At 41.3% G+C, this 19,241-nt stretch carries 23 protein-coding genes; all 23 read right to left on the minus strand.

Going from position 1 to position 19,241, the window contains the following annotated elements:
* Positions 1 to 4: 4 nt before the first annotated feature.
* The gene (locus BN6556_RS17310) at positions 5 to 1,063 is read right to left on the minus strand and encodes a protein-glutamate methylesterase/protein-glutamine glutaminase (protein ID WP_066193828.1); all 1,059 of its coding nucleotides are present in this window, start codon (positions 1,061 to 1,063) and stop codon (positions 5 to 7) included.
* Between the two features lie 6 nt (positions 1,064 to 1,069).
* A complete protein-coding gene (locus tag BN6556_RS17315; RefSeq protein WP_066193831.1) occupies positions 1,070 to 1,936 on the minus strand; it encodes a MinD/ParA family protein in 867 nt (288 codons plus the stop codon).
* A complete protein-coding gene (flhF, locus tag BN6556_RS17320) occupies positions 1,933 to 3,042 on the minus strand; it encodes a flagellar biosynthesis protein FlhF (protein ID WP_066193834.1) in 1,110 nt (369 codons plus the stop codon). Before flhF ends, BN6556_RS17315 begins: the two co-directional genes overlap by 4 nt.
* Positions 3,039 to 5,072: a flagellar biosynthesis protein FlhA gene (flhA, locus tag BN6556_RS17325; RefSeq protein WP_066193838.1), complete on the minus strand. Its 2,034-nt coding sequence runs from the start codon at positions 5,070 to 5,072 to the stop codon at positions 3,039 to 3,041. Before flhA ends, flhF begins: the two co-directional genes overlap by 4 nt.
* Before the next feature lie 39 nt (positions 5,073 to 5,111).
* Positions 5,112 to 6,191, minus strand: coding sequence for a flagellar biosynthesis protein FlhB (gene flhB, locus BN6556_RS17330; RefSeq protein WP_066193841.1), 1,080 nt, complete (start codon positions 6,189 to 6,191; stop codon positions 5,112 to 5,114).
* A gap of 4 nt (positions 6,192 to 6,195) precedes the next feature.
* Positions 6,196 to 6,966 (minus strand): flagellar biosynthetic protein FliR, encoded by a 771-nt coding sequence (gene fliR, locus BN6556_RS17335; RefSeq protein WP_078060140.1) that lies wholly within the window; start codon positions 6,964 to 6,966, stop codon positions 6,196 to 6,198.
* Positions 6,967 to 6,969: 3 nt separating this feature from the next.
* A complete protein-coding gene (gene fliQ / locus BN6556_RS17340; RefSeq protein ID WP_066193846.1) occupies positions 6,970 to 7,239 on the minus strand; it encodes a flagellar biosynthesis protein FliQ in 270 nt (89 codons plus the stop codon).
* Between the two features lie 25 nt (positions 7,240 to 7,264).
* Entirely contained in the window at positions 7,265 to 7,942 is a 678-nt protein-coding gene (gene fliP / locus BN6556_RS17345) for a flagellar type III secretion system pore protein FliP (RefSeq protein ID WP_066193849.1), read from the minus strand.
* Entirely contained in the window at positions 7,923 to 8,606 is a 684-nt protein-coding gene (locus BN6556_RS17350) for a flagellar biosynthetic protein FliO (protein ID WP_066193852.1), read from the minus strand. The genes fliP and BN6556_RS17350 overlap by 20 nt, the downstream gene beginning before the upstream one ends.
* Before the next feature lie 4 nt (positions 8,607 to 8,610).
* The gene (locus tag BN6556_RS17355; RefSeq protein ID WP_066193854.1) at positions 8,611 to 8,973 is read right to left on the minus strand and encodes a response regulator; all 363 of its coding nucleotides are present in this window, start codon (positions 8,971 to 8,973) and stop codon (positions 8,611 to 8,613) included.
* 22 nt (positions 8,974 to 8,995) lie between these two features.
* Positions 8,996 to 10,186, minus strand: coding sequence for a flagellar motor switch phosphatase FliY (gene fliY, locus BN6556_RS17360; RefSeq protein WP_066193857.1), 1,191 nt, complete (start codon positions 10,184 to 10,186; stop codon positions 8,996 to 8,998).
* Between the two features lies 1 nt (position 10,187).
* A complete protein-coding gene (gene fliM / locus BN6556_RS17365) occupies positions 10,188 to 11,177 on the minus strand; it encodes a flagellar motor switch protein FliM (RefSeq protein WP_066193860.1) in 990 nt (329 codons plus the stop codon).
* A gap of 28 nt (positions 11,178 to 11,205) precedes the next feature.
* Positions 11,206 to 11,622, minus strand: coding sequence for a flagellar basal body-associated FliL family protein (locus BN6556_RS17370; RefSeq protein WP_066193862.1), 417 nt, complete (start codon positions 11,620 to 11,622; stop codon positions 11,206 to 11,208).
* Positions 11,612 to 11,836, minus strand: coding sequence for a flagellar FlbD family protein (locus tag BN6556_RS17375; protein WP_066193865.1), 225 nt, complete (start codon positions 11,834 to 11,836; stop codon positions 11,612 to 11,614). Before BN6556_RS17375 ends, BN6556_RS17370 begins: the two co-directional genes overlap by 11 nt.
* Before the next feature lie 55 nt (positions 11,837 to 11,891).
* Complete coding sequence (gene flgG / locus BN6556_RS17380) at positions 11,892 to 12,785, minus strand: flagellar basal body rod protein FlgG (RefSeq protein WP_066193868.1); 894 nt, start codon at positions 12,783 to 12,785, stop codon at positions 11,892 to 11,894.
* A gap of 77 nt (positions 12,786 to 12,862) precedes the next feature.
* Positions 12,863 to 13,222, minus strand: coding sequence for a TIGR02530 family flagellar biosynthesis protein (locus tag BN6556_RS17385; protein WP_066193870.1), 360 nt, complete (start codon positions 13,220 to 13,222; stop codon positions 12,863 to 12,865).
* Complete coding sequence (gene flgD / locus BN6556_RS17390) at positions 13,212 to 13,685, minus strand: flagellar hook assembly protein FlgD (RefSeq protein ID WP_066193873.1); 474 nt, start codon at positions 13,683 to 13,685, stop codon at positions 13,212 to 13,214. Before flgD ends, BN6556_RS17385 begins: the two co-directional genes overlap by 11 nt.
* Positions 13,686 to 13,694: 9 nt before the next feature.
* Positions 13,695 to 15,107, minus strand: coding sequence for a flagellar hook-length control protein FliK (locus BN6556_RS17395; protein ID WP_078060141.1), 1,413 nt, complete (start codon positions 15,105 to 15,107; stop codon positions 13,695 to 13,697).
* Between the two features lie 41 nt (positions 15,108 to 15,148).
* Entirely contained in the window at positions 15,149 to 15,733 is a 585-nt protein-coding gene (locus BN6556_RS17400; protein ID WP_066193877.1) for a MotE family protein, read from the minus strand.
* Positions 15,734 to 15,747: 14 nt separating this feature from the next.
* Positions 15,748 to 16,185 carry a flagellar export protein FliJ gene (gene fliJ, locus BN6556_RS17405; protein ID WP_066193881.1) on the minus strand — a complete coding sequence of 146 codons (438 nt, stop codon included), beginning with the start codon at positions 16,183 to 16,185 and terminating at the stop codon, positions 15,748 to 15,750.
* Between the two features lie 6 nt (positions 16,186 to 16,191).
* Positions 16,192 to 17,502: a flagellar protein export ATPase FliI gene (gene fliI / locus BN6556_RS17410; RefSeq protein ID WP_066193883.1), complete on the minus strand. Its 1,311-nt coding sequence runs from the start codon at positions 17,500 to 17,502 to the stop codon at positions 16,192 to 16,194.
* Positions 17,477 to 18,235, minus strand: coding sequence for a flagellar assembly protein FliH (gene fliH / locus BN6556_RS17415; protein WP_066193886.1), 759 nt, complete (start codon positions 18,233 to 18,235; stop codon positions 17,477 to 17,479). Before fliH ends, fliI begins: the two co-directional genes overlap by 26 nt.
* Positions 18,228 to 19,238, minus strand: coding sequence for a flagellar motor switch protein FliG (gene fliG / locus BN6556_RS17420; protein ID WP_066193891.1), 1,011 nt, complete (start codon positions 19,236 to 19,238; stop codon positions 18,228 to 18,230). Before fliG ends, fliH begins: the two co-directional genes overlap by 8 nt.
* Between the last annotated feature and the right edge of the window lie 3 nt (positions 19,239 to 19,241).

The raw sequence follows: 19,241 nt of genomic DNA on the forward strand, positions 1-19,241 counted from the left end.
TCTTTCACCTCTGTTTAGGGACTTTTTGTGCTAGTACCTCACTGATATGATGGATATCTGCTTGATAATTGATTAAACCTGTCTTTACGGCAGCTTGAGGCATACCGTATACAATACAAGTTTCTTCTGATTGGGCAATAGCTATCGTTTTAGGGTGTTTCTTCTTCAAGGTAATCAAGCCATTTGTCCCGTCACTTCCCATTCCAGTGAGTACGACAGCAATCGGATGACAAGAGCGTAAGTTGGCTACTGATTCAAATAGCACATCAACGGCGGGCTGATGTCCATTAACCGGATGACCTAGCTCGACCTTCGCCGTCCAATGGCTTCCTGTACGGACCACACTAAATTGTTTACCACCTTGTGCCAGGTAGACATGACCTTTCTCGATCACATCGCCATGCTCCACTTCTTTCACCTGCAACTTGGATAATTTATTCAGACGCTCGGCTAGTGATTTGGTAAAACCGCGAGGCATATGCTGAACAATCACAATCGGTGCCTGTAGATCGGCAGGCAGCTGGCTGATCACATCTTGCAGTGCTCTGGGACCTCCAGTAGAAGCTCCAATGGCAATAATCGGATCCGTCCCTTGGATCGCCTTAACGGAAAAATTATTTTTGCTGGAACTTGGCTGTCTAGATGGTAGCAGACGCTGCTGCTTCACTTCCACTGCTCGTTCTGCCTTCGTAACGATTTCCTGTTCGATCTCTTTAATATTTAAGGAAATCGATCCCGACGGTTTAGCGATAAAATCAACGGCACCATGTGACATGGCTTCCACGGTTTTGTCAGCGCCAGCTTTGGTGAGACTGGAGAGCATGATCACCGGTGTTGGTCTTACTCGCATCATCCCTTTAAGTGTTTCGATTCCATCCATTACAGGCATCTCCACATCTAACGTGACCAAATCCGGTTTCCATTGTCTCAGCTTTTCCAGCGCATCCTTTCCATTTCTCGCTGTACCGCATACCTCTAAATATTCTGAGGTATTCAATATATCGGTAATCATTTTTCTCATGAATGCTGAGTCATCTACCACTAAGATCTGTTTCTTTGTCATCGCTATCTACCTCTCTTTGAATAAACTTTTAAATCGTTGAATAAATCCTGTTGCTGGCGATATCGATGAAACGTTGATCGGTTCGTCCAAATAGTGATTGACGATGTTCTCCATGGCCTTAGCTGCTCGTGATCGGTGATTATGTAGTACAAACGGTTGTTGAGCAATAACGGCTTTAGTGACTGCCTCATCATCTGGTATCGATCCTAGTGGTACCATGCGTTGTTGTAAGAATTGCTGGACAACTCGGCTTAAACGGTTTAACGTCTCTAGTCCTTGTCGTTGACTCCGTACACGGTTAACGATGATATGAAAGCTTAAAGGTTGCTCCATTAAGACATGTTTGATCATCGAATAGGCGTCCGTAATCGACGTTGGTTCCGGTGTCGTAACAAGTACACATTCATCAACCGTTAATATATACTGAATGGTTTCTCGCGTTACCCCTGCCCCCATATCAAAAATGATATAGTCGTATACCTTTACAACCTCGGTCAACTGTTGCATGAAGAAATTTAAATTGGCTTGATTTAATTGAAATATTTGGTTTAAGCCACTGCCTCCTGAAATATAATGTAGTGCATTTGGTCCTATCTCTATCATATCAAAAATCGAGACTTTTTGCTCAAATAATTTTTCGATTGAGTATTTAGAACTAATTCCGAGTAAAATATCGATGTTCCCCATTCCGATATCTAAATCAAATAACAAGACTTTCTTCCCTCTTTGACTTAACAATAAGGAAAAATTTAAGGCAATATTCGATTTGCCGACCCCTCCTTTACCACTTACCACAGCTATCGTTTTCGCTTGTTGGGATGGCGGAGAGGTATCCATTAACTTTCTGCGCAATTGTTCTGCTTGATCGCTCATTTGTTTTGTCCACCAATAATTAAATCAGCTACTTGATCGATTGTCGCCTCTTCAATATCATCTGGCACATCCTGACCATTGGTAATATAGGCAAGTCCTAAATCATGACTCAGACACAAGTTTAAAGCGGCACCGTACGTCGTCGTTTCATCTTTTTTCGTTAATATTGCTTGTTTAATGGGTATCTTATTAAACTGTTGATATAGTTGTTCAATATCACTTGCTCTTGTGGTTAGCGATAAAACCAAATAAGTATTAACCTCATGCGTTAGATCGACTATTTTTCCAAGTTCTTCAATATAATGATCATCTCGAAAGTTTCTGCCTGCTGTATCTACAAAAATATAATCATAGTCTTTAAATCTTTCCTTCGCTTTTTTATAGTCTTCTAATTGATAGGCGACTTCAATGGGAACATCCAATATCTTGGAATAGGTTTTTAATTGTTCGATTGCTGCAATTCGGTACGTATCCGTCGTAATAAACGCCACTTTCTTTTTTTGATTTAAGACACACTCTGCGGCTAGCTTTGCGATAGTAGTTGTCTTGCCGACCCCAGTCGGACCTACTAGATGAATGATTTGCTGATCAAAGGCAGCTCCGCCAAAATTTCCTTTTTGAGCTAGACGATTCTTAATTTCAAAACCTATCTGTTGCCAAAGTTGTTCCTGTTCTATTTCATTAGCGCCCTTCCGTTTTTCAACGGCAGCAATCAACTCATAAGCAAGTGCTGCCTCTACCTCACTATCTAACAAATATTGATAGGCCTGTTGATAGGGCTCAGGAAATACCATGTCCTGTTTCTGTTGCTTGAGCATACTTTTCATTTCCTGTACTTCTTTCAATAGATGATCTTGAACCGGAACACTGGTTTTGCGCTCAGGCTGCTTTCTATTTGGAGACGGTGCCTTCATTGGTGTCTTTCGCGGCAGAACAGGCTGATCAACAGCTGCCAGCACCTCAATCTTTCGCTTTTTGAACAGCCCTAAAAAACCACCCTCGTAAACAACCTTTGAGTTTAAAATTACCGCGTCTGCACCTAATTCTTTTTTAACCATTTGCATCACTTCCGGCATGGTTGTTCCCTTCATTTTTTTTACCTTCATGCGACGTTCACCACCCCAATACTTTGGATTTCGGCCGTTGGTTCCAATTCATTATAAGAAAGTACTGTAACGTGAGGATAAAAACGGTCAAGTAATTGCTTGAAATACATTCTTATTGTTGGAGAACAAATGATGATCGGTGTGTCCTCTTGCAGACTCATATTTTCTACGTTTTGTGCTACCGATTGAATCACTTGTTGTTGTGTATCTGGATTCATCGCTAAATAACTGCCATACTCCGTTTGCTGGATATGGTCGGCGATTAGTTTTTCCACTTCTCCTGAGACAGTAATCACTTTGAGCTGTGGTTTGCCTTGCAGGACATCCTTGGTAATTTGAGCAGATAATGATTGTCTCGTATATTCACCTAATAAATCGGTATCGGTTGTCATTTTGGAAAAGTCCGCCAAGGTTTCAAAAATAACTGGAAGATTCTTAATGGCCACTTGTTCACGAAGTAATTTGGCAAGCACTTTTTGGATATCACCTACAGACAATGGTTCTGGTGTGACCTCATCAACCAAAATCGGATTGTTTTCTTTTAAATGATCGATTAGCTGCTGTGTCTCTTGACGTCCCAGTAATTGGTGAGCATGCCGTTTGATCAATTCAGTTATATGCGTGGATACAACCGATGGTGGATCTACCACTGTATACCCAGACATTTCGGCATCATCTTTGACCTCTTCTGTAATCCATTTAGCAGGTAAGCCAAAGGCAGGTTCGACCGTATCGATCCCCTCTAGGTCATCCTCTTCCATCCCGGGGCTCATCGCCAAATAATGATCAAGTAATAATTCCCCCGTTGCCACTTCATTTCCTTTTATTTTCAAACGATATTCATTAGGATTTAATTGAATATTATCCCGAATGCGAACCACTGGTATCACTAAGCCTAATTCAATCGCCAGCTGTCTTCTAATCATCACGACACGATCCAGCAGATCCCCGCCTTGATTAGTGTCTGCTAGCGGGATTAATCCATAACCAAATTCAAATTCAATCGGATCCATATTAATTAAGCCAATCACATTCTCCGGTGATTTCATTTCTTCTGAATCAGACTCGTCCAATTCTTCGATCGACGACGTTTCTTCCTGATTGGATCGTCTCGAGAGGAAGTAGGCACTACCAATAAGCACCAATGCAATCGCACTTGTAAGCATGAAGTTGATCGGTGTCACACCTAACAAAAAGATGGTACCACCAGCAATATAAAGCAGGGTGGGATATTGTAAGAGCTGTTTACTCACATTGGCACTTAAATTTCCGTCGGCAGCAACCCTTGTTACTACAATCCCAGTCGCAGTGGAAATAAGTAATGCAGGTATTTGACTTACCAGCCCATCTCCCACGGTTAAACGCATGTAGGTATCAATCGCTTCACCAAAGCTTAACCCCATTTGTGTCATCCCAATGATCAAACCAAAAATAATATTAATGAGCACAATGATAATCCCTGCGATCGCGTCTCCTTTAACAAACTTGCTGGCCCCATCCATGGCCCCATAAAAATCGGATTCATGCTCGATTTTTTCACGACGTTCTTTCGCTTGTTGTTCATTAATCAGTCCAGCATTTAAATCGGCGTCAATACTCATTTGCTTACCAGGCATGGCATCAAGCGTAAAACGGGCAGCAACTTCGGAAACACGTTCACTACCTTTGGTAATCACGAGAAACTGAATAATAACGAGAATGACAAAAACAACAAAACCAACTAATGGATTGTCACCAATGACAAAGGTACCGAATGTTTCAACAACGCCCCCTGCATCTGCTTCTGATAGAATGGAACGGGTAGTAGAAACATTTAACCCCAGTCGATACAACGTCAATAAAAGCAACAAAGAAGGAAAAACAGAAAACTGTAGTGTTTCTGTTGTATTCATGGCTACTAATATCACGATTAACGCTAGAGAGATGTTGGTCAAAATAAGTATACTTAACAGCCATCCTGGTAAAGGGATGACAAGCATGATGATAATGGATATAACGCCAAACAATACAGACAAATCTCTAGCCTTCATTTTCTTGCAACTCCTTTAAATATAACAAGCAGTCTATCCTTATACCTTTTTTTGCACACGGTAAACATATGCCAATATCTCGGCAACGGCTTGGAAATATTCTTCACTAATAATGTCATTAATCTCTACTTCATCGTATAATGCTCTTGCTAAAGGGCGATTCTCCACCAACATCACTTGATGGTTTCTCGCAATATCTTTGATACGCATGGCCACAAAATCAACACCTTTAGCAACAACATAGGGGGCTTCCGCCTTATTCTCATCATATTTTAAAGCAATAGCATAATGGGTAGGATTGGTAATCACGACATCGGCATTGGGTATTTCACTCATCATACGCTGCATCGCCATCTGCCTCTGCTTCTCTTTTATCTTAGACTTGATTAACGGATCCCCTTCGATATTCTTATGCTCATCTTTGATATCATGCTTGGACATGCGATTCTGCTTTTCGAAATCAAAGCGCTGATAACTGTAATCCAACACAGAAATAATTAACAAACCAATCGCACTGGCCAGCCCCATTTGTATCGTCATTTGGCCAAAGAATGCCAATGCTCCCTGTACATCTTTGCCTGCCAGCATCATCATTTCATCCCGATTGATCCAGATAATTGAAAAAGTAATGGTAGCAATCACCACAATTTTTAACATGGATTTGACTAACTCCACCAAGGCTCGGGCCGAGAAAATCCGCTTTGCCCCTTGGATCGGATTAATCTTATTTAATTTCATTTGTAAAGGCTCTGCCGAGAACAAAAATCCAATTTGCATGAGGTTAGATCCCAATCCGGCTATGATGGCCGCTAGCATAATCGGAGCCAGCGCCCAGGTAATTTGTGATAAAAAATCTAACAGCATTTGTTGCACTTCGGTAATCGTTACCTCGTGATGAATATACTCGGTGAACGAATCATGATAAATACCAGTCATCGATGTCTTGAGCAGATTCCCTGTTACAAACAGAATAATAAAGACAAAGAATAAGAGAATCGCCGTATTGACATCTTGACTCTTAGCGACTTGCCCTTTCTTCCGGACATCCTGCCGCTTTTTCGGGGTCGCTTTTTCGGTTTTCTCACCAGCGAAAAATTGTAAATCTAATGATAATCGCACGACGCTAACTTCCTCCCATCAAGCGCATCAACTCCTGCATCGCTTCTAGTGCAAATTGGAACAACTGCTTTACAATCATGATATAAAACGAGATAAAAACAAATAAGGTAATAAAAGATACCAAAATCTTTAACGGTAAACCTACTACAAATACATTTAGCTGTGGAACGGTTCTGGCAATCATCCCTAAGGCCACATCCACCAGGAATAAACAACCGACAATCGGAATAGCAAGTTGAAAAGCCATCAGAAACATTTCACTAAATATCTGCAGAATCACATCGATATTATCTAAACGAAATAACTGGTCAATGGGCAATTCACTAAAACTGTACATCACACCTGTTAACAATAAATGATGGCCATCCACCGTAAACAAAAACAGAATCGCTATCGTATAGAAATACTGACCAATTAATGGGCTTTGTGCCCCGGTTTGCGGATCGACCACATTCGCGATCGCAAACCCCATTTGAAAATCAATAAAGCCCCCTGCAATTTGAACGGCTGCCAAAATAAGAAAGGCAATCAAACCTAATAACAGGCCAACGACAGCTTCCTTTAACACGAGCAAGATAAACATACCATCTATCGCTATCTCGGGAAGATCCATCATATAAAACATAATCCAGGCAATAAAAACCGCCATACCAATCTTTAAAATGGTAGGAATGTTCCGATAAGAAAAAATAGGAACCGTAGCAAAAAAAGCTGTCAGGCGAACTAAGATAAGAATAAAGGCGGGTAACAGGTTCATATTTACAAACTCCAGCATCGCCTATCTCACAAACTGGTTCATATTTTGAAAAATTTCGGAAGCGAATTCCACCATGGTGGTCAGCATCCATGGTCCGAAAAATACAATCCCTAATAATACAGCAACAATTTTGGGTATGAAGGCCAAGGTCTGCTCCTGAATTTGAGTCGTTGCTTGAAAAATACTGACTAGTAAACCGACAACTAATGCAAGTAACAAGAGGGGGCCAGTCACCATCAATATTGTATAAATCCCTTTTTCTGCTAATGAAATAACGTTCTGCCCACTCATTTGTTACCATTCCTTTCCATCGCTGTCATAACGGCAAAAACCCATCTAGTAGGGAGCGGGTAATAAGATACCAGCCATCCACTAATACAAAAAGTAAAATCTTAAACGGTAATGAAATCATGACGGGCGGAAGCATCATCATCCCCATCGACATCAGAACACTCGCAACGGCCATGTCTATGACCAGAAAGGGGACAAAGATCATAAAACCCATCTGAAAGGCTGTCTTTAACTCACTAATAGCAAAAGCTGGTACCAAAGTGGTCAGAGGCACTTCTTCCAACGTATCAGGTCGTTCCATTTCTGCATAATTCATAAATAAGGCAAGATCCTTTTCCCGGGTGTGCTGTGCCATAAATTCCTTCATTGGCATACTGGCACTATCATAAGCCTCTTCCAGCGTGATTTCCTCATTAAAAAGAGGCTGCAGTGCTTGCTCGTTTACTTCTTGAAAAGTCGGCGCCATGATAAAAAACGTCATAAACAGTGCTAAACCTATCAACACTTGATTTGGTGGCATTTGCTGTGTGGCCAAGGAGGTTCGCACAAACGATAGTACAATAATAATTCTGGCAAAACTGGTCATTAAGATTAAAATACTGGGTGCAATTGACAAGACCGTTAAGAGCAGTAACAGTCGTACAGAAGTTGAGATATTACCGGCATCCGTACCGGAAAAGACATCAATCAGATGGATGATCATGATCTTGTTTTCTTCCCTTCCAGCGCGCAAATGCCTGGCTTCTATCGTCTTTCATTTTTACTAACTCCTTATTAAATACGGCCGTGAAAGGTTTCGACTGCTCTTCTGATTTCCCGGCTTGTTTATTTGGTTTCACCAGTTTTGTTTTTATCGTATCCCACGAACCGAACTCTGCTGGTTTTTGCTCTAATTGTTCAATGGTTTCCTTGTCAGTAATCTCCATTAATACCTCAATCGTGTCACTCACCCCGACTGCAAAATAACGCTGGCCAATTTTTATCGTTTGTACGGATTTGTTTGGTCCCAGTGAGATACCTCCATAGTTTTCTAGCACTTGACCTTGTTGCATAAATCCTTTTCTCTTCTTAAGAAACTTAGAGATAAGGAAGATCAGTCCTAATACGACCGCTAAGGCTATGACTAGGCGAAACAGGCTGCCAATGAAATTTGTGTTGTTATCTCCTATGAGATCCTCCTCTGGCTCATTTACAAGGGGCTCTTCTTCATCATTGTTGGATGGATCTTGTTCTTGCTCTTGATCAGAGCCCTGATTATACGAGTCGCCGACCATAGCCTTTGTTTCGATCGTAAAACAAGACAAGAACACAGCAATGATAAGAAGGATACTTACATGTATGATTAGATGGTTGGTGATTCGCTTCACTTGATTACCCCATTACTTTAGAAATAGCTTCAATCACTCGATCGGCCTGAAATGGCTTCACAATAAAATCTTTGGCACCAGCTTGAATGGCGTCAATGACCATCGCCTGCTGTCCCATGGCAGAACACATAATAACCTTTGCTTCTCCATTTAAACCTTTAATTTCTTTTAAGGCAGCAATACCATCCTTTTCTGGCATAGTAATATCCATGGTAACGAGTTCAGGTGTGAGTTCCTTATATTTCTCGATGGCCTCTTGCCCGTCTTGAGCCTCGCCGACAACCTCATAACCATTTTTCGTCAATATATCTTTGATCATCATCCGCATAAATGCTGCATCATCTACTACCAATACTGTTTTTCCCATTTCCATCTACCTCACTTATTCTCTATTTTAGTTGTTTTAATCGATCTTCTTTATTTACTATTTCCGTAACACGTACACCAAAGTTCTCATCAATAACAACTACCTCTCCTTTGGCGATTAATTTCTGATTAACTAGTATATCTACTGGTTCGCCGGCAAGTTTGTCCAGTTCAATAATAGAACCAGAGGTTAACTCTAAAATCTCTCGAACCGATCGCTTCGTTCTACCAAGTTCTACGGTAACCTTTAAGGGAATGTCCATCAGCAAATCAAGGTTCCGTTGTTCAGGAGACGGTGTGCTTTCCCCCTCAAAATTGGAAAAAGCGGCACTTTGTACCTGTGATGCTGGATCGTTCTGCTGGGCTCCCATTTGTCTTGGATGTTTTACCGCTGCCTTATCTTGCTGTGGCATTTCATTGGTTACAGTCACCTCGCTGCTTATTTCTTCTTCAACGGCTGGTGCGGGCTCTGGTTCGGTTGCCGATTCCTCCGCTGTTGGTGGCTCCGCTTCTTCCATCATTGGCTCTTGCGCAGGATTCAATAATTCATTGACTAATTCCTTGGCAAACGTTACGGGTAGTAATTGCATAATAACCGAATCAATTAAGGTGCCAACTTTTAATTGAAAGGAGACTTTAATTAATAGATTATCGTCTGGATTTAACGATGGCGCCTCTTCATTTGCAACATCCATAATCGAGGTAAATGGCGGTGTGATGTCTACTTTTTTATTGAATATCGTCGACATGCTCGTTGCCGATGTCCCCATCATTTGATTCATCGCCTCTTGAACGGCACTTAAATGAATATCGTTTAACTCAGTGGAAGCTGGCTTGCCTTCACCACCTAGCATCAAGTCTGCTATAACTGCAGCATCCTTCGATTCCAACACAAACAAGTTTGTCCCGGTAAAACCCTCGGTATATCTCACTTCAATACCAACATAAGGTACTGGAAACTCCTTTTCCAAATCATTCTTGTTTATGGTATGAATGGTTGGTGTTGTAATCTCTACTTTTTGATTTAAGATCATTGACAAGGTTGTTGCGGAACTGCCAAACGATATATTCCCGATTTCACCCAAGGCATCGATTTCTAGCGATGAAAGGTATTGTTCAGTGGAAGGAGTGTTGTCATCGTTTTGATCTTCCTCATCTGTTCCATTTAATAACGCATCAATCTCATCTTGAGATAACATTCCATCGTCCTTCATATTAATCCCCTCCCTTTATTTCATCTAACACTTGCACAGCCATTTTTTTCTTTTTCTTTCCGGGCTGTACCAAGAATTTTGCTTGTTGATCCACAAACAAGGTGAGTTCTTGATCAATCGTTTGATTCAACACAACCGTATCCTGTCGATCTAAAAATAGAAAATCTTCTAAACTAATCGTTGTTTCTCCGAGTAAGACCGTTAAGTCCACGTTTGACTGTTTAATATTGGCGGCTATGGAATCATACTCCTCTGGCTTTCTTTCTTTATCAGTATCCTTTTGCATCCAGTAGTGTGCCGATAATTTAGGGATAATTGGTTCTAAGACGACATGCGGTATACAAATATTGATCATGCCGCTGCTATCACCAATCGTGGTATCCAGTGAGACAACGATGACTGTCTCATTCGGTGAAACTAACTGTAAAAATTGTGGGTTCACTTCAAAATCTTCCAGGATAGGGTCGATTTCCACAACGGACATCCAAGCCTCCTGGAGATTATCTAGTGCCTTTTCGAATAACTGAGACATGATCGTTGTTTCGATTTCGGTTAAGTTATCAATTTTATTGACACTATTCCCTTGGCCGCCTAGTAAGCGATCCAACATGGCATAAGCAATATTTGGATTAAACTCAAATATAATGCGGCCATCTAGTGGTGCAACACTATATACGTTTAAGATCGTCTTGGTCGGAATCGAGCGTATAAATTCTTCATATGGTATTTGATCTACCGAAGCAACAGCTATATGAACATAAGTCCTCAGCTGTGCGGAAAAGTAGGTAGACAGTAAACGGGCAAAGTTATCATGCATTCTACTGATACTTCTAATTTGATCTTTAGAAAATCGTAACGCCCGTTTAAAGTCATATACCTTTACCTTTTTTTCTTTTTCTTCTTCTTTTAATTGATTGGCATCCATTTCCCCAGATGATAAGGCGGAAAGTAGTGCGTCAATCTCATTTTGTGAAAGTACCTCATCTGCCATTCCGTTCACCTCCATTTCGGAGCTATCTCTATTGAATTACTTTATTAATTACCAAGACTTCAACAATGTTCCCTTCTTCCATATGGGTATTCATTGCTGTCTTCATCTCCGATTCCACCTCTGCCAGATTATGTTTAAAATCCTCCGCAGTCATGTTCACAGCCAGCTTGATAAATTCATTCTTGATTTGAAACTCTCGTTTTTCAATCTCTTCTAAACCATCCCTAGTATCAGTAATGAATTGGAATTGTATTAATACAAAATTACCATCCGGTAAATCGGTACGAATCTCTTCGGTGGTATAGGAATTCTCCACCATATCATCGATGTTCATCGCTTTTCCTGTATCCGGTTCTTTGTTTAAAACGAAAAATATTGCCACTACTCCTGCAATGGTGATGACAAGCAGCATTGCAACTAATGTTTTGATTATTTTAGGACTCATGCTTTGGTTCACCTGCCCTTTGTGGAAGATGATATAAGCCAATCTCTTTATAGAAATCGGTCACCTGTTGTTTTACTTCCTGTTCTGACTCCTTCACAAAAACTTTCTTGTTGTTAACAAGTGTAATGGTCGTATCGGGTAATGATTCGACCCTTTCTATGTACATAGCATTGATCGTCAAACGTTGATTGTTTAATTTGGTTAACGTAATCATAGATTGGGAGGGTGAAGGTGCGATAGCCCTTCCCCCTCTTCCCCCTTTTTTTAAACTATCGTTTTAGGTTGACAAGTTCTTGCAGGATTTCATCTGAGGTAGTGATGATTCTGGTATTTGCCTGAAAACCACGCTGTGCCGTGATCATTTCGGTAAACTCTTCGGATAAATCAACATTCGACATTTCTAAAGCTCCGGAAACAAGGCTGGCCGTACCACCTGATTCCGGCTGAAAGAAGATACTGTCATTTTCTCCTGTTTCTATCTGACCATCATTCTGAGACTCTTGAAACATGTTTGCCCCGACTTTATCGAGACCACCCGCATTGGCAAATTTACTTAGTGCAATCTGACCGGCAATCCTTGTTTCCCCATTCTCTAAGTAAGTCACTAATCCATTTCCTTGTATGCTGATACTGTCCGCTCCATCTGGTATATTGATAATGCCCACATTTCCATGATCGATATCATCAATCGAGGATGGCTCCTCTCCTGTGGTAGTAAAACCCATTAAATATTGACCATTTGGATTAACAATATTTCCATCATTATCTAAGTAGAGATTTCCTGCTCTAGAATATTGCATTTCTGTATCACCAAGGTTGTCGACGGGCAGGTTACCCGCTATGTTTCTAGCAAAGACGAACATACCATCTCCTTCTAATTGCAGGTCTAACGGTCGTTCGGTTGTTTGACGATTACCTCCCGTATGGATGTTATCCACTGTACCTAATTGTACCCCTGTACCTACTTGCGACGGATTGACACCACCTCGAATATCAGTCGGTGCACTAGCGCCTGATATGGGTTGACTCATCATATCCTGAAAGGTGGCCCTGCCTTTCTTAAAACCAGTAGTATTGACATTGGCAATGTTATTTCCAACCACATCAAGCTTTGTTTGGAAACTTTTCATTCCTGAAATACCTGCATACATTGAACGTAACATAGATTCCCTCTCCTTTTTCTACTCCATTACACTGCCTCAGTCAATCAGCAGTGAAAGGCTTCCCGAATGGGTCCGGCCTAATCTAATAGAATAGTTCCGTTTATATTTGTGAAGATCTTACTACTCATTTCTTGTTTACTCATCGCCGTGATCACTGTCTTATTTTGTGCATTAACGATTAAACCGGCATCATCGAGCAATACTAACGATTCTTTTACCCCTTTTTTCCTTGCCTCTTCTAGTTTGTCATCGATCTCCTGCCACTTCGTCTCATTGATGTCAATGTTTCTTGCCTGTAGACGCTCGCTGGCATGTTTACTAAGTTGGAGCGTCTGTTCCGACTGTAGCATCTGCTTAAAGGACGCTGACGACGATTTAGCTTTTGGTGGAGTGCCTGGCAAAATAGGAGGATGATAGGCATGAATTTTATTCTCCATCGTCGGGCTCCTCATGCTCTTCCGTTAGATCGGAAATCTTGAGAATTTCGTCGGTATATATCTTCGTCCCATTTTCTAATTCAATCACCGCATACCCTTGATTTTGCGAGATCGAACGCACGACACTATCTACTATTTCCTTAGGCTCTGCTACCTCGCCTGTCTCCTCATCAATTTGATAATAAGAGACTTCTTTGCCAATCAAATGACTGTATTGAATCACTGGGGAGACCATTTGGTTTTGAACCAGCATTTCCATAGAGTTGGACATATTCATCATTTGTTCCAATGAAGAAAAAGTGGCCATTTGTGATATAAATTCCTTATCATCCATTGGATTTAAGGGATCCTGATTTTGCAATTGTGTCATTAAAATTTGTAAAAATTCATCCTTGCCAAGTTGGCTGGAGGGCGAAGACTGCGCCTGATTCTTCAAATAATAAGACGGATCGATTGCTGTCATCCTATTCACCTACACTTTCATTTCCATTAACAGTTCATGAAAATCTATTTCGTTATCATCAGAAGAAGCCGACTGCTCTTCATGATCTGAGCCTTGCTCACCTTGCTCCTCTTCATATGACTCCTGCTCTTGGGTGAGTTCATCACTAGATGGCGTCAGAAAAGTTTCTTGTTTTTCGACAACGACTTGTTGCGGACTAAACAAATGGCGTAATTGCTGGATATTCGTTTCCAATAACTCTTTCGCTGCTTGTGAATGTACTAACATTTTCACCGTCATCTCACCATTCATTTGTACTAATCGTACCGTGATCTCTCCTAAGTGCTCTGGCTTTAATTGTACGGTTAATTGTCCATTACCATTGGCTAACTGCATAAAATTACTTTTTTGCATCACTCGCTGAAATTGCTGAATTAATTGTTGCTGCACGGTTCGTTCTTCCGATTGGGTTTGCTGCAAGTGGATCACGTATTGTTGTACCTTTGATGATGATTGACCAACTTGAGACTCCATGATTCGCGGTTGTTGGTCCACCCAATTTGTATGCTCTAAGGCCTTCTTCACCCATTTACTGATATCCTGTGCCGTGATCTCTTTGGCATAGGAACGCTGGAGTGAGGAATCCTGTCGGTTTTGATAGTTGGTTATTAGCCTTTCCCAGATCTGTTTTTCTTGTTCTGTTAACTTAGAACCGATAAACAGTTGCATCCCTTGTTGGTTCGCAGGCTGAAGTTGTGACCACTGTTTCAATAATTGCAACATTTGTCTAGACGATTCAAAGGAAACTGGCTGATCTCTCCATTGATGGAGAAATTGTATGATCTTGGATCCGATCACCTCTAGATCCGCTTGGTTCTTTTCTGATACAAGTGTCATGGTTGGAAAAACAAGATCCTCTGACTCGATAGCTGGCGTTTTCGTCGGTGCCAGATTGGTTGTCTCAAATGACTCGGCCCATCTTTGTAGCTGATCGGTAAGTTGAACTGCCGATCCCTCTATTCCTTCATTAGCACGGAACCATTCTTCCATCTTTGACAGTAATTTATCTTGAGATATCAAAGCTTGAATCGCAGAGCGGAAATCTTCTACATCCGGTAAGTTGATACTCTCCCGACTTGTTTGTCCTGGATAGAGGCTCTCCAGCAAAGATGACCATTTTTCCTCATGGATGTGAGGATCATCGTCTCCTTCCTCTTGAGAATTCATTTCTTTCAACAAGGAAAGCAGTAAATCCTTTACGGTAGAAATGGGGGCTGCAGGTGAGTCTTCTAATGGCTTTTCATTGGTCGGAAGGAATATCTGTTGACCACCAAGCACTTCACGAAAGCTCATCACTTTGTCCGGTACGGCAGACGGCAGCGTTAAGAATTCCCTCATACCTAGTTGTAAACCTCCATTGAATACTTCCATCGGATTCATCATGTCACCTCCTTTCAAGCAGATTTTTAACACGATAGGCAGCTCTATTCTGCCGCTAACATACTGGCATAATTGGCAGCTACTTCTGACTCCATCACCGCCATGATCTCCCCACGTGCTTCTGCGTCCATCAAGGTCAATAGGGGAATAGCTACCTCATCAGCAAGATTTTCAATAATTGGAGCTGCTTCTTCAGGTTTCATAGCTAGGAAGGATTCAGATAATTCTTCCAGATTGTCATCCTCTTCTTCTGGTGTTTCTTCACTGTTGCCCAGTTCCACACTCTCTACCGATGCCTCTGCTAATTCCTCTTCTAAATCGGTAACGGTACCTTGACTTGTCTCCAGCTCTACTTCCAGTTCCTCTACTCTTGCTTGCAATTGTTCAATCGATTGATCTCTGTTTGTCAGCTGGTGTTGATAGTAAGCTTCGTCGTCGGTTGTAACATATTCACTCAAAAATGGAACTTTATTAAGCGTCTCTTTTGTATGTTTCATCACATCTACGCCCATTACCGATAAAATAATCACCGTGATGATAGCTGCAAAAATCAATGGGACAACAATCACCATCAACCATTGAAACATACCTGCCTTTTTCTCTTTCTGTTTAGATGAATTCTTTGCCATATCTTCACCTGTCCTTACCTATGCATAAACTGCCGCAGTGATATTTCGTCCATTACGAAAGCTTCCTTACGTTTTTCCATTTGATGAAAAGCCACCTTCTTTTTCTCAATTAACTTGTCGATTTTCTTGACCTCGATATAATCTTCCGCTACTCGCTCTTGTAACGACTGCATCTTTGTTCTCGCTTGATTTACCTGTTGTTGCAGCGTGATAATAGATGGCGTTAAGAAATCCAAATATTGATGATAAGAGCGTAGTGTCTCAATCGGAACAGATTGGGATAATGACTGCTTATATGCCTGTTCTATATCTTCTTTCTGCTTTAATAGATCATACAATTGTTCAGCGCGTTGTTCGAAATCTGCTACTGCTTCTCTAAACGCTAATTCTGTTTGATCTTTTTCGTTATCCCTTATCCGTTTGATTTTTTCATAACCATGCCACTCTTCCATCTGTCACTACCCTTTCTCTAACAATTTCTGCATTTGTTGGAGCACTTGATCTGGCTCTGCCGTTTCCTCTACCTCTTGTTTAAGAAAATCCATGATAGCTGGCTGCAGTTGAATAGCTTGATCGACTAATCGATTGGAGCCCTTTTTGTATGCCCCAATTTGGATTAATTCTTCATTGTCTTCAAATGTCGCTAATATCTGTCTCAAAGATTGTACAATCTGCAGTTGTTCCTTCGAGACAATCTCATTCATTACCCGGCTGACGGAGTGTAAGACATTGATAGCTGGGAACTGACCTTTTTCTGCGAGCTTCCGATCCAATATAAAATGACCATCTAAAATCCCACGTGTCGTATCGGCAATCGGTTCATTAAAATCATCGCCATCCACTAACACTGTATAAAACCCTGTAATCGAACCCCTCTCGTTCGTTCCCGCCCGCTCTAGCAAAGACGGCAACAGCGCAAACACGGATGGAGTATATCCCTTGGTGGTTGGAGGCTCTCCTATCGCCAGCCCGATTTCCCTTTGTGCCGTAGCTACTCTTGTGACGGAATCCATCATTAAATTGACGCTATACCCCAAATCCCGAAAATATTCACTAATCGCAGTTGCCGTATAGGCTCCTTTGATTCTCATCAGGGCGGATTGATCAGAAGTAGCCACCACCACAATCGACTTTTTCAATCCTTCTTCGCCAAGATCTTTCTCGATAAATTCTTTCACTTCTCGTCCTCGTTCGCCGATTAAGGCAATCACATTGATGTCTGCCTCACTGTTACGAGCAATCATCCCCATTAATGTGCTTTTTCCAACACCGCTTCCCGCAAAAATACCAACTCTCTGACCTTTACCTACAGTTAGCATGCCATCAATCGCCTTTACACCAATGGGAATGGTCTCACGAATCCTTGGCCGCTCCAAAGGATTGGGAGGTGATTGTTCTGTCGGATACTCTATTAATCCTTTCGGCAGCGGGGCGCCATTCAAATAAGCACCAGTGGAATCAACTACTCCGCCAATCAACGGGCGTCCAATCTTGATTTGCAAGGGCTGTTTCGTCGCTTCTACCAAACAACCTGAGGCAATATCATGCACACTTGTGTAAGGCATAAGTAACACCTTTTCTTGATAAAATCCGATGACTTCTGCTCGAATGCTCTGTCCCATCTTTTTTGTATGGATCAGACAGACTTCCCCAATCCGAGCTTCAGGACCCCTTGCTTCAATTAACAGTCCAATCACTCGGTCTACCTTGCCATATCGTTTGTACGTGTCTATTTGTTCTAGTTCACTCCATATTTTCGTGAGATTCACGTGTCATTTCCTCCGATATTTGAAAAAGACGTTTTCTGATTTCATCAAGCTGACTATCAATCGAGGCGTCCACTTTTCCTGATGGTGTTTCGATCATCACTTGATAAGGATTTTTATCCTCCGCTGGGTAGATCATAAAATCTGTTTTATGATGAACGATCGCCTCGAGTTCATCTTTGTTCTCGATAAATAAAGGATATACACTATTTGGAACAAACAATTTAATTTGTGGATGGTCCTTTACCTGAGCAATTAATGACTTTGCCACTGGAATAAATTGTTCTTTATGAGACTTGAGTTCCTCATGCAATACTTTTTCTGCCACTGCTAATGCAATCTGCAGAATTGTCTCATCGCTTTTCACTACGATCTCACCATATTCTTGCTTTGCTATTTGCAACGTATCGTTTGCTTGTACAAGCAGATCTTGATATTGCTGTTGCCCATCTATCTCTCCTTGGGAATAGCCGTGCTGATAGCCCTCCTGCTGCGCTTGTTCTATGTATCGGGATCGTTCTTGCTCCCATTGAGCTTTTTGTTCTTCGATCGCTTGATTGGTCTCTTCTTTTTTCTGTTTCATATGTTGTTCTAATCGATCAAGTTCTGCCTGTTTATTGGTGATTTGCTTCTCCAAATCCATCGCCGTGTCGGCAGAAGACTTTACGGATGATTCGGGTTTTACCTGCACCTTTTTCAATTGAATTTCTCTTGCTGGAAGGGAAAAATTAGACAATAATATCATCTCCTCCACCACGCGCGATCACAATTTCACCAATCTCTTCCAACCTACGAATAACTGATACAATTCTTGATTGGGCTTCTTCAACATCTCGCAAGCGAACAGGTCCCATAAACTCCATTTCTTCTTTAAATGTTTCTGCCATCCTAGTAGACATGTTTTGGAAGACAACGTCCTTCACTTCATCACTTGCTACTTTCAAGGATAGTCTTAAATCATCATTTTCCACTTCACGAATCACTCGCTGGATAGCTCGATTATCCAGAACCACAATATCTTCAAATACAAACATTCGTTTCTTAATCTCTTCTGCCAGTTCTGGATCATCAATCTCTAAGGAATCCAAAATTGTCCGTTCTGTACTGCGATCCACTCCATTTAACACTTCAACTACTGCTTGAATACCACCTGTTTGTGTATAATCTTGAGAAACCGTAGTTGACAGCTTTCTTTCCAAAACTTGCTCCACTTCGGCAATGATTTCCGGGGATGTTGAATCCATAATGGCAATCCTTCTAGCGATATCCGCCTGCACCTCCGGTTGTAATTCCGATAATATTTGAGCCGACTGTTCGGCGTCTAAATAAGATAAGATAAGGGCAATCGTCTGTGGATGCTCATTTTGTATAAAATTGATGATTTGATTAGGCTCTGCCTTTCTAGCAAAATCGAACGGCCTCACCTGTAAGGAAGAAGTCAGACGATTTAAGATATCTTGAGCTTTCTCTTCTCCTAATGCCTTTTCAAGTACCGTTTTCGCATAACTGATACCGCCCTGTGAAATATAATCCTGCGCCATTGCTATCTCATGAAACTGTTCAAGAATCTCTTCTTTTTGACTGCCTTCCACCTTCTTCACAGAAGATATTTCCAGCGTCAATCTTTCCATTTCCTCTGGAGTCAAGTGTTTAAAAATCTGGGCAGAAACATCTGGGCCTAAAGAAATTAATAAAATAGCTGCCTTCTGTTTTCCTGTTAACACCTTTCTTTTAGCCAAAAA

Origin of the sequence: Gracilibacillus timonensis, from assembly GCF_900086715.1 — a bacterium.
GTDB lineage: Bacteria > Bacillota > Bacilli > Bacillales > Amphibacillaceae > Gracilibacillus > Gracilibacillus timonensis.

Bases quoted from the DNA above. Each gene is read 5' to 3' on its own strand.
- BN6556_RS17375 (WP_066193865.1), bottom strand. From the start codon at position 11,836: ATGATTACGTTAACCAAATTAAACAATCAACGTTTGACGATCAATGCT.
- BN6556_RS17385 (WP_066193870.1), bottom strand. From the start codon at position 13,222: ATGGAGAATAAAATTCATGCCTATCATCCTCCTATTTTGCCAGGCACT.
- fliQ (WP_066193846.1), bottom strand. From the start codon at position 7,239: ATGAGTGGGCAGAACGTTATTTCATTAGCAGAAAAAGGGATTTATACA.
- fliP (WP_066193849.1), bottom strand. From the start codon at position 7,942: ATGATCATCCATCTGATTGATGTCTTTTCCGGTACGGATGCCGGTAAT.
- BN6556_RS17370 (WP_066193862.1), bottom strand. From the start codon at position 11,622: ATGAGTCCTAAAATAATCAAAACATTAGTTGCAATGCTGCTTGTCATC.
- fliJ (WP_066193881.1), bottom strand. From the start codon at position 16,185: ATGGAAGAGTGGCATGGTTATGAAAAAATCAAACGGATAAGGGATAAC.
- BN6556_RS17400 (WP_066193877.1), bottom strand. From the start codon at position 15,733: ATGGCAAAGAATTCATCTAAACAGAAAGAGAAAAAGGCAGGTATGTTT.
- fliR (WP_078060140.1), bottom strand. From the start codon at position 6,966: ATGCTGGAGTTTGTAAATATGAACCTGTTACCCGCCTTTATTCTTATC.
- flgD (WP_066193873.1), bottom strand. From the start codon at position 13,685: ATGACAGCAATCGATCCGTCTTATTATTTGAAGAATCAGGCGCAGTCT.
- BN6556_RS17395 (WP_078060141.1), bottom strand. From the start codon at position 15,107: ATGATGAATCCGATGGAAGTATTCAATGGAGGTTTACAACTAGGTATG.
- BN6556_RS17315 (WP_066193831.1), bottom strand. From the start codon at position 1,936: ATGAGCGATCAAGCAGAACAATTGCGCAGAAAGTTAATGGATACCTCT.
- BN6556_RS17310 (WP_066193828.1), bottom strand. From the start codon at position 1,063: ATGACAAAGAAACAGATCTTAGTGGTAGATGACTCAGCATTCATGAGA.
- BN6556_RS17355 (WP_066193854.1), bottom strand. From the start codon at position 8,973: ATGGGAAAAACAGTATTGGTAGTAGATGATGCAGCATTTATGCGGATG.
- flhF (WP_066193834.1), bottom strand. From the start codon at position 3,042: ATGAAGGTAAAAAAAATGAAGGGAACAACCATGCCGGAAGTGATGCAA.
- fliM (WP_066193860.1), bottom strand. From the start codon at position 11,177: ATGGCAGATGAGGTACTTTCACAAAATGAGATTGACGCACTACTTTCC.
- flgG (WP_066193868.1), bottom strand. From the start codon at position 12,785: ATGTTACGTTCAATGTATGCAGGTATTTCAGGAATGAAAAGTTTCCAA.
- fliY (WP_066193857.1), bottom strand. From the start codon at position 10,186: ATGAAGGACGATGGAATGTTATCTCAAGATGAGATTGATGCGTTATTA.
- flhA (WP_066193838.1), bottom strand. From the start codon at position 5,072: ATGAAGGCTAGAGATTTGTCTGTATTGTTTGGCGTTATATCCATTATC.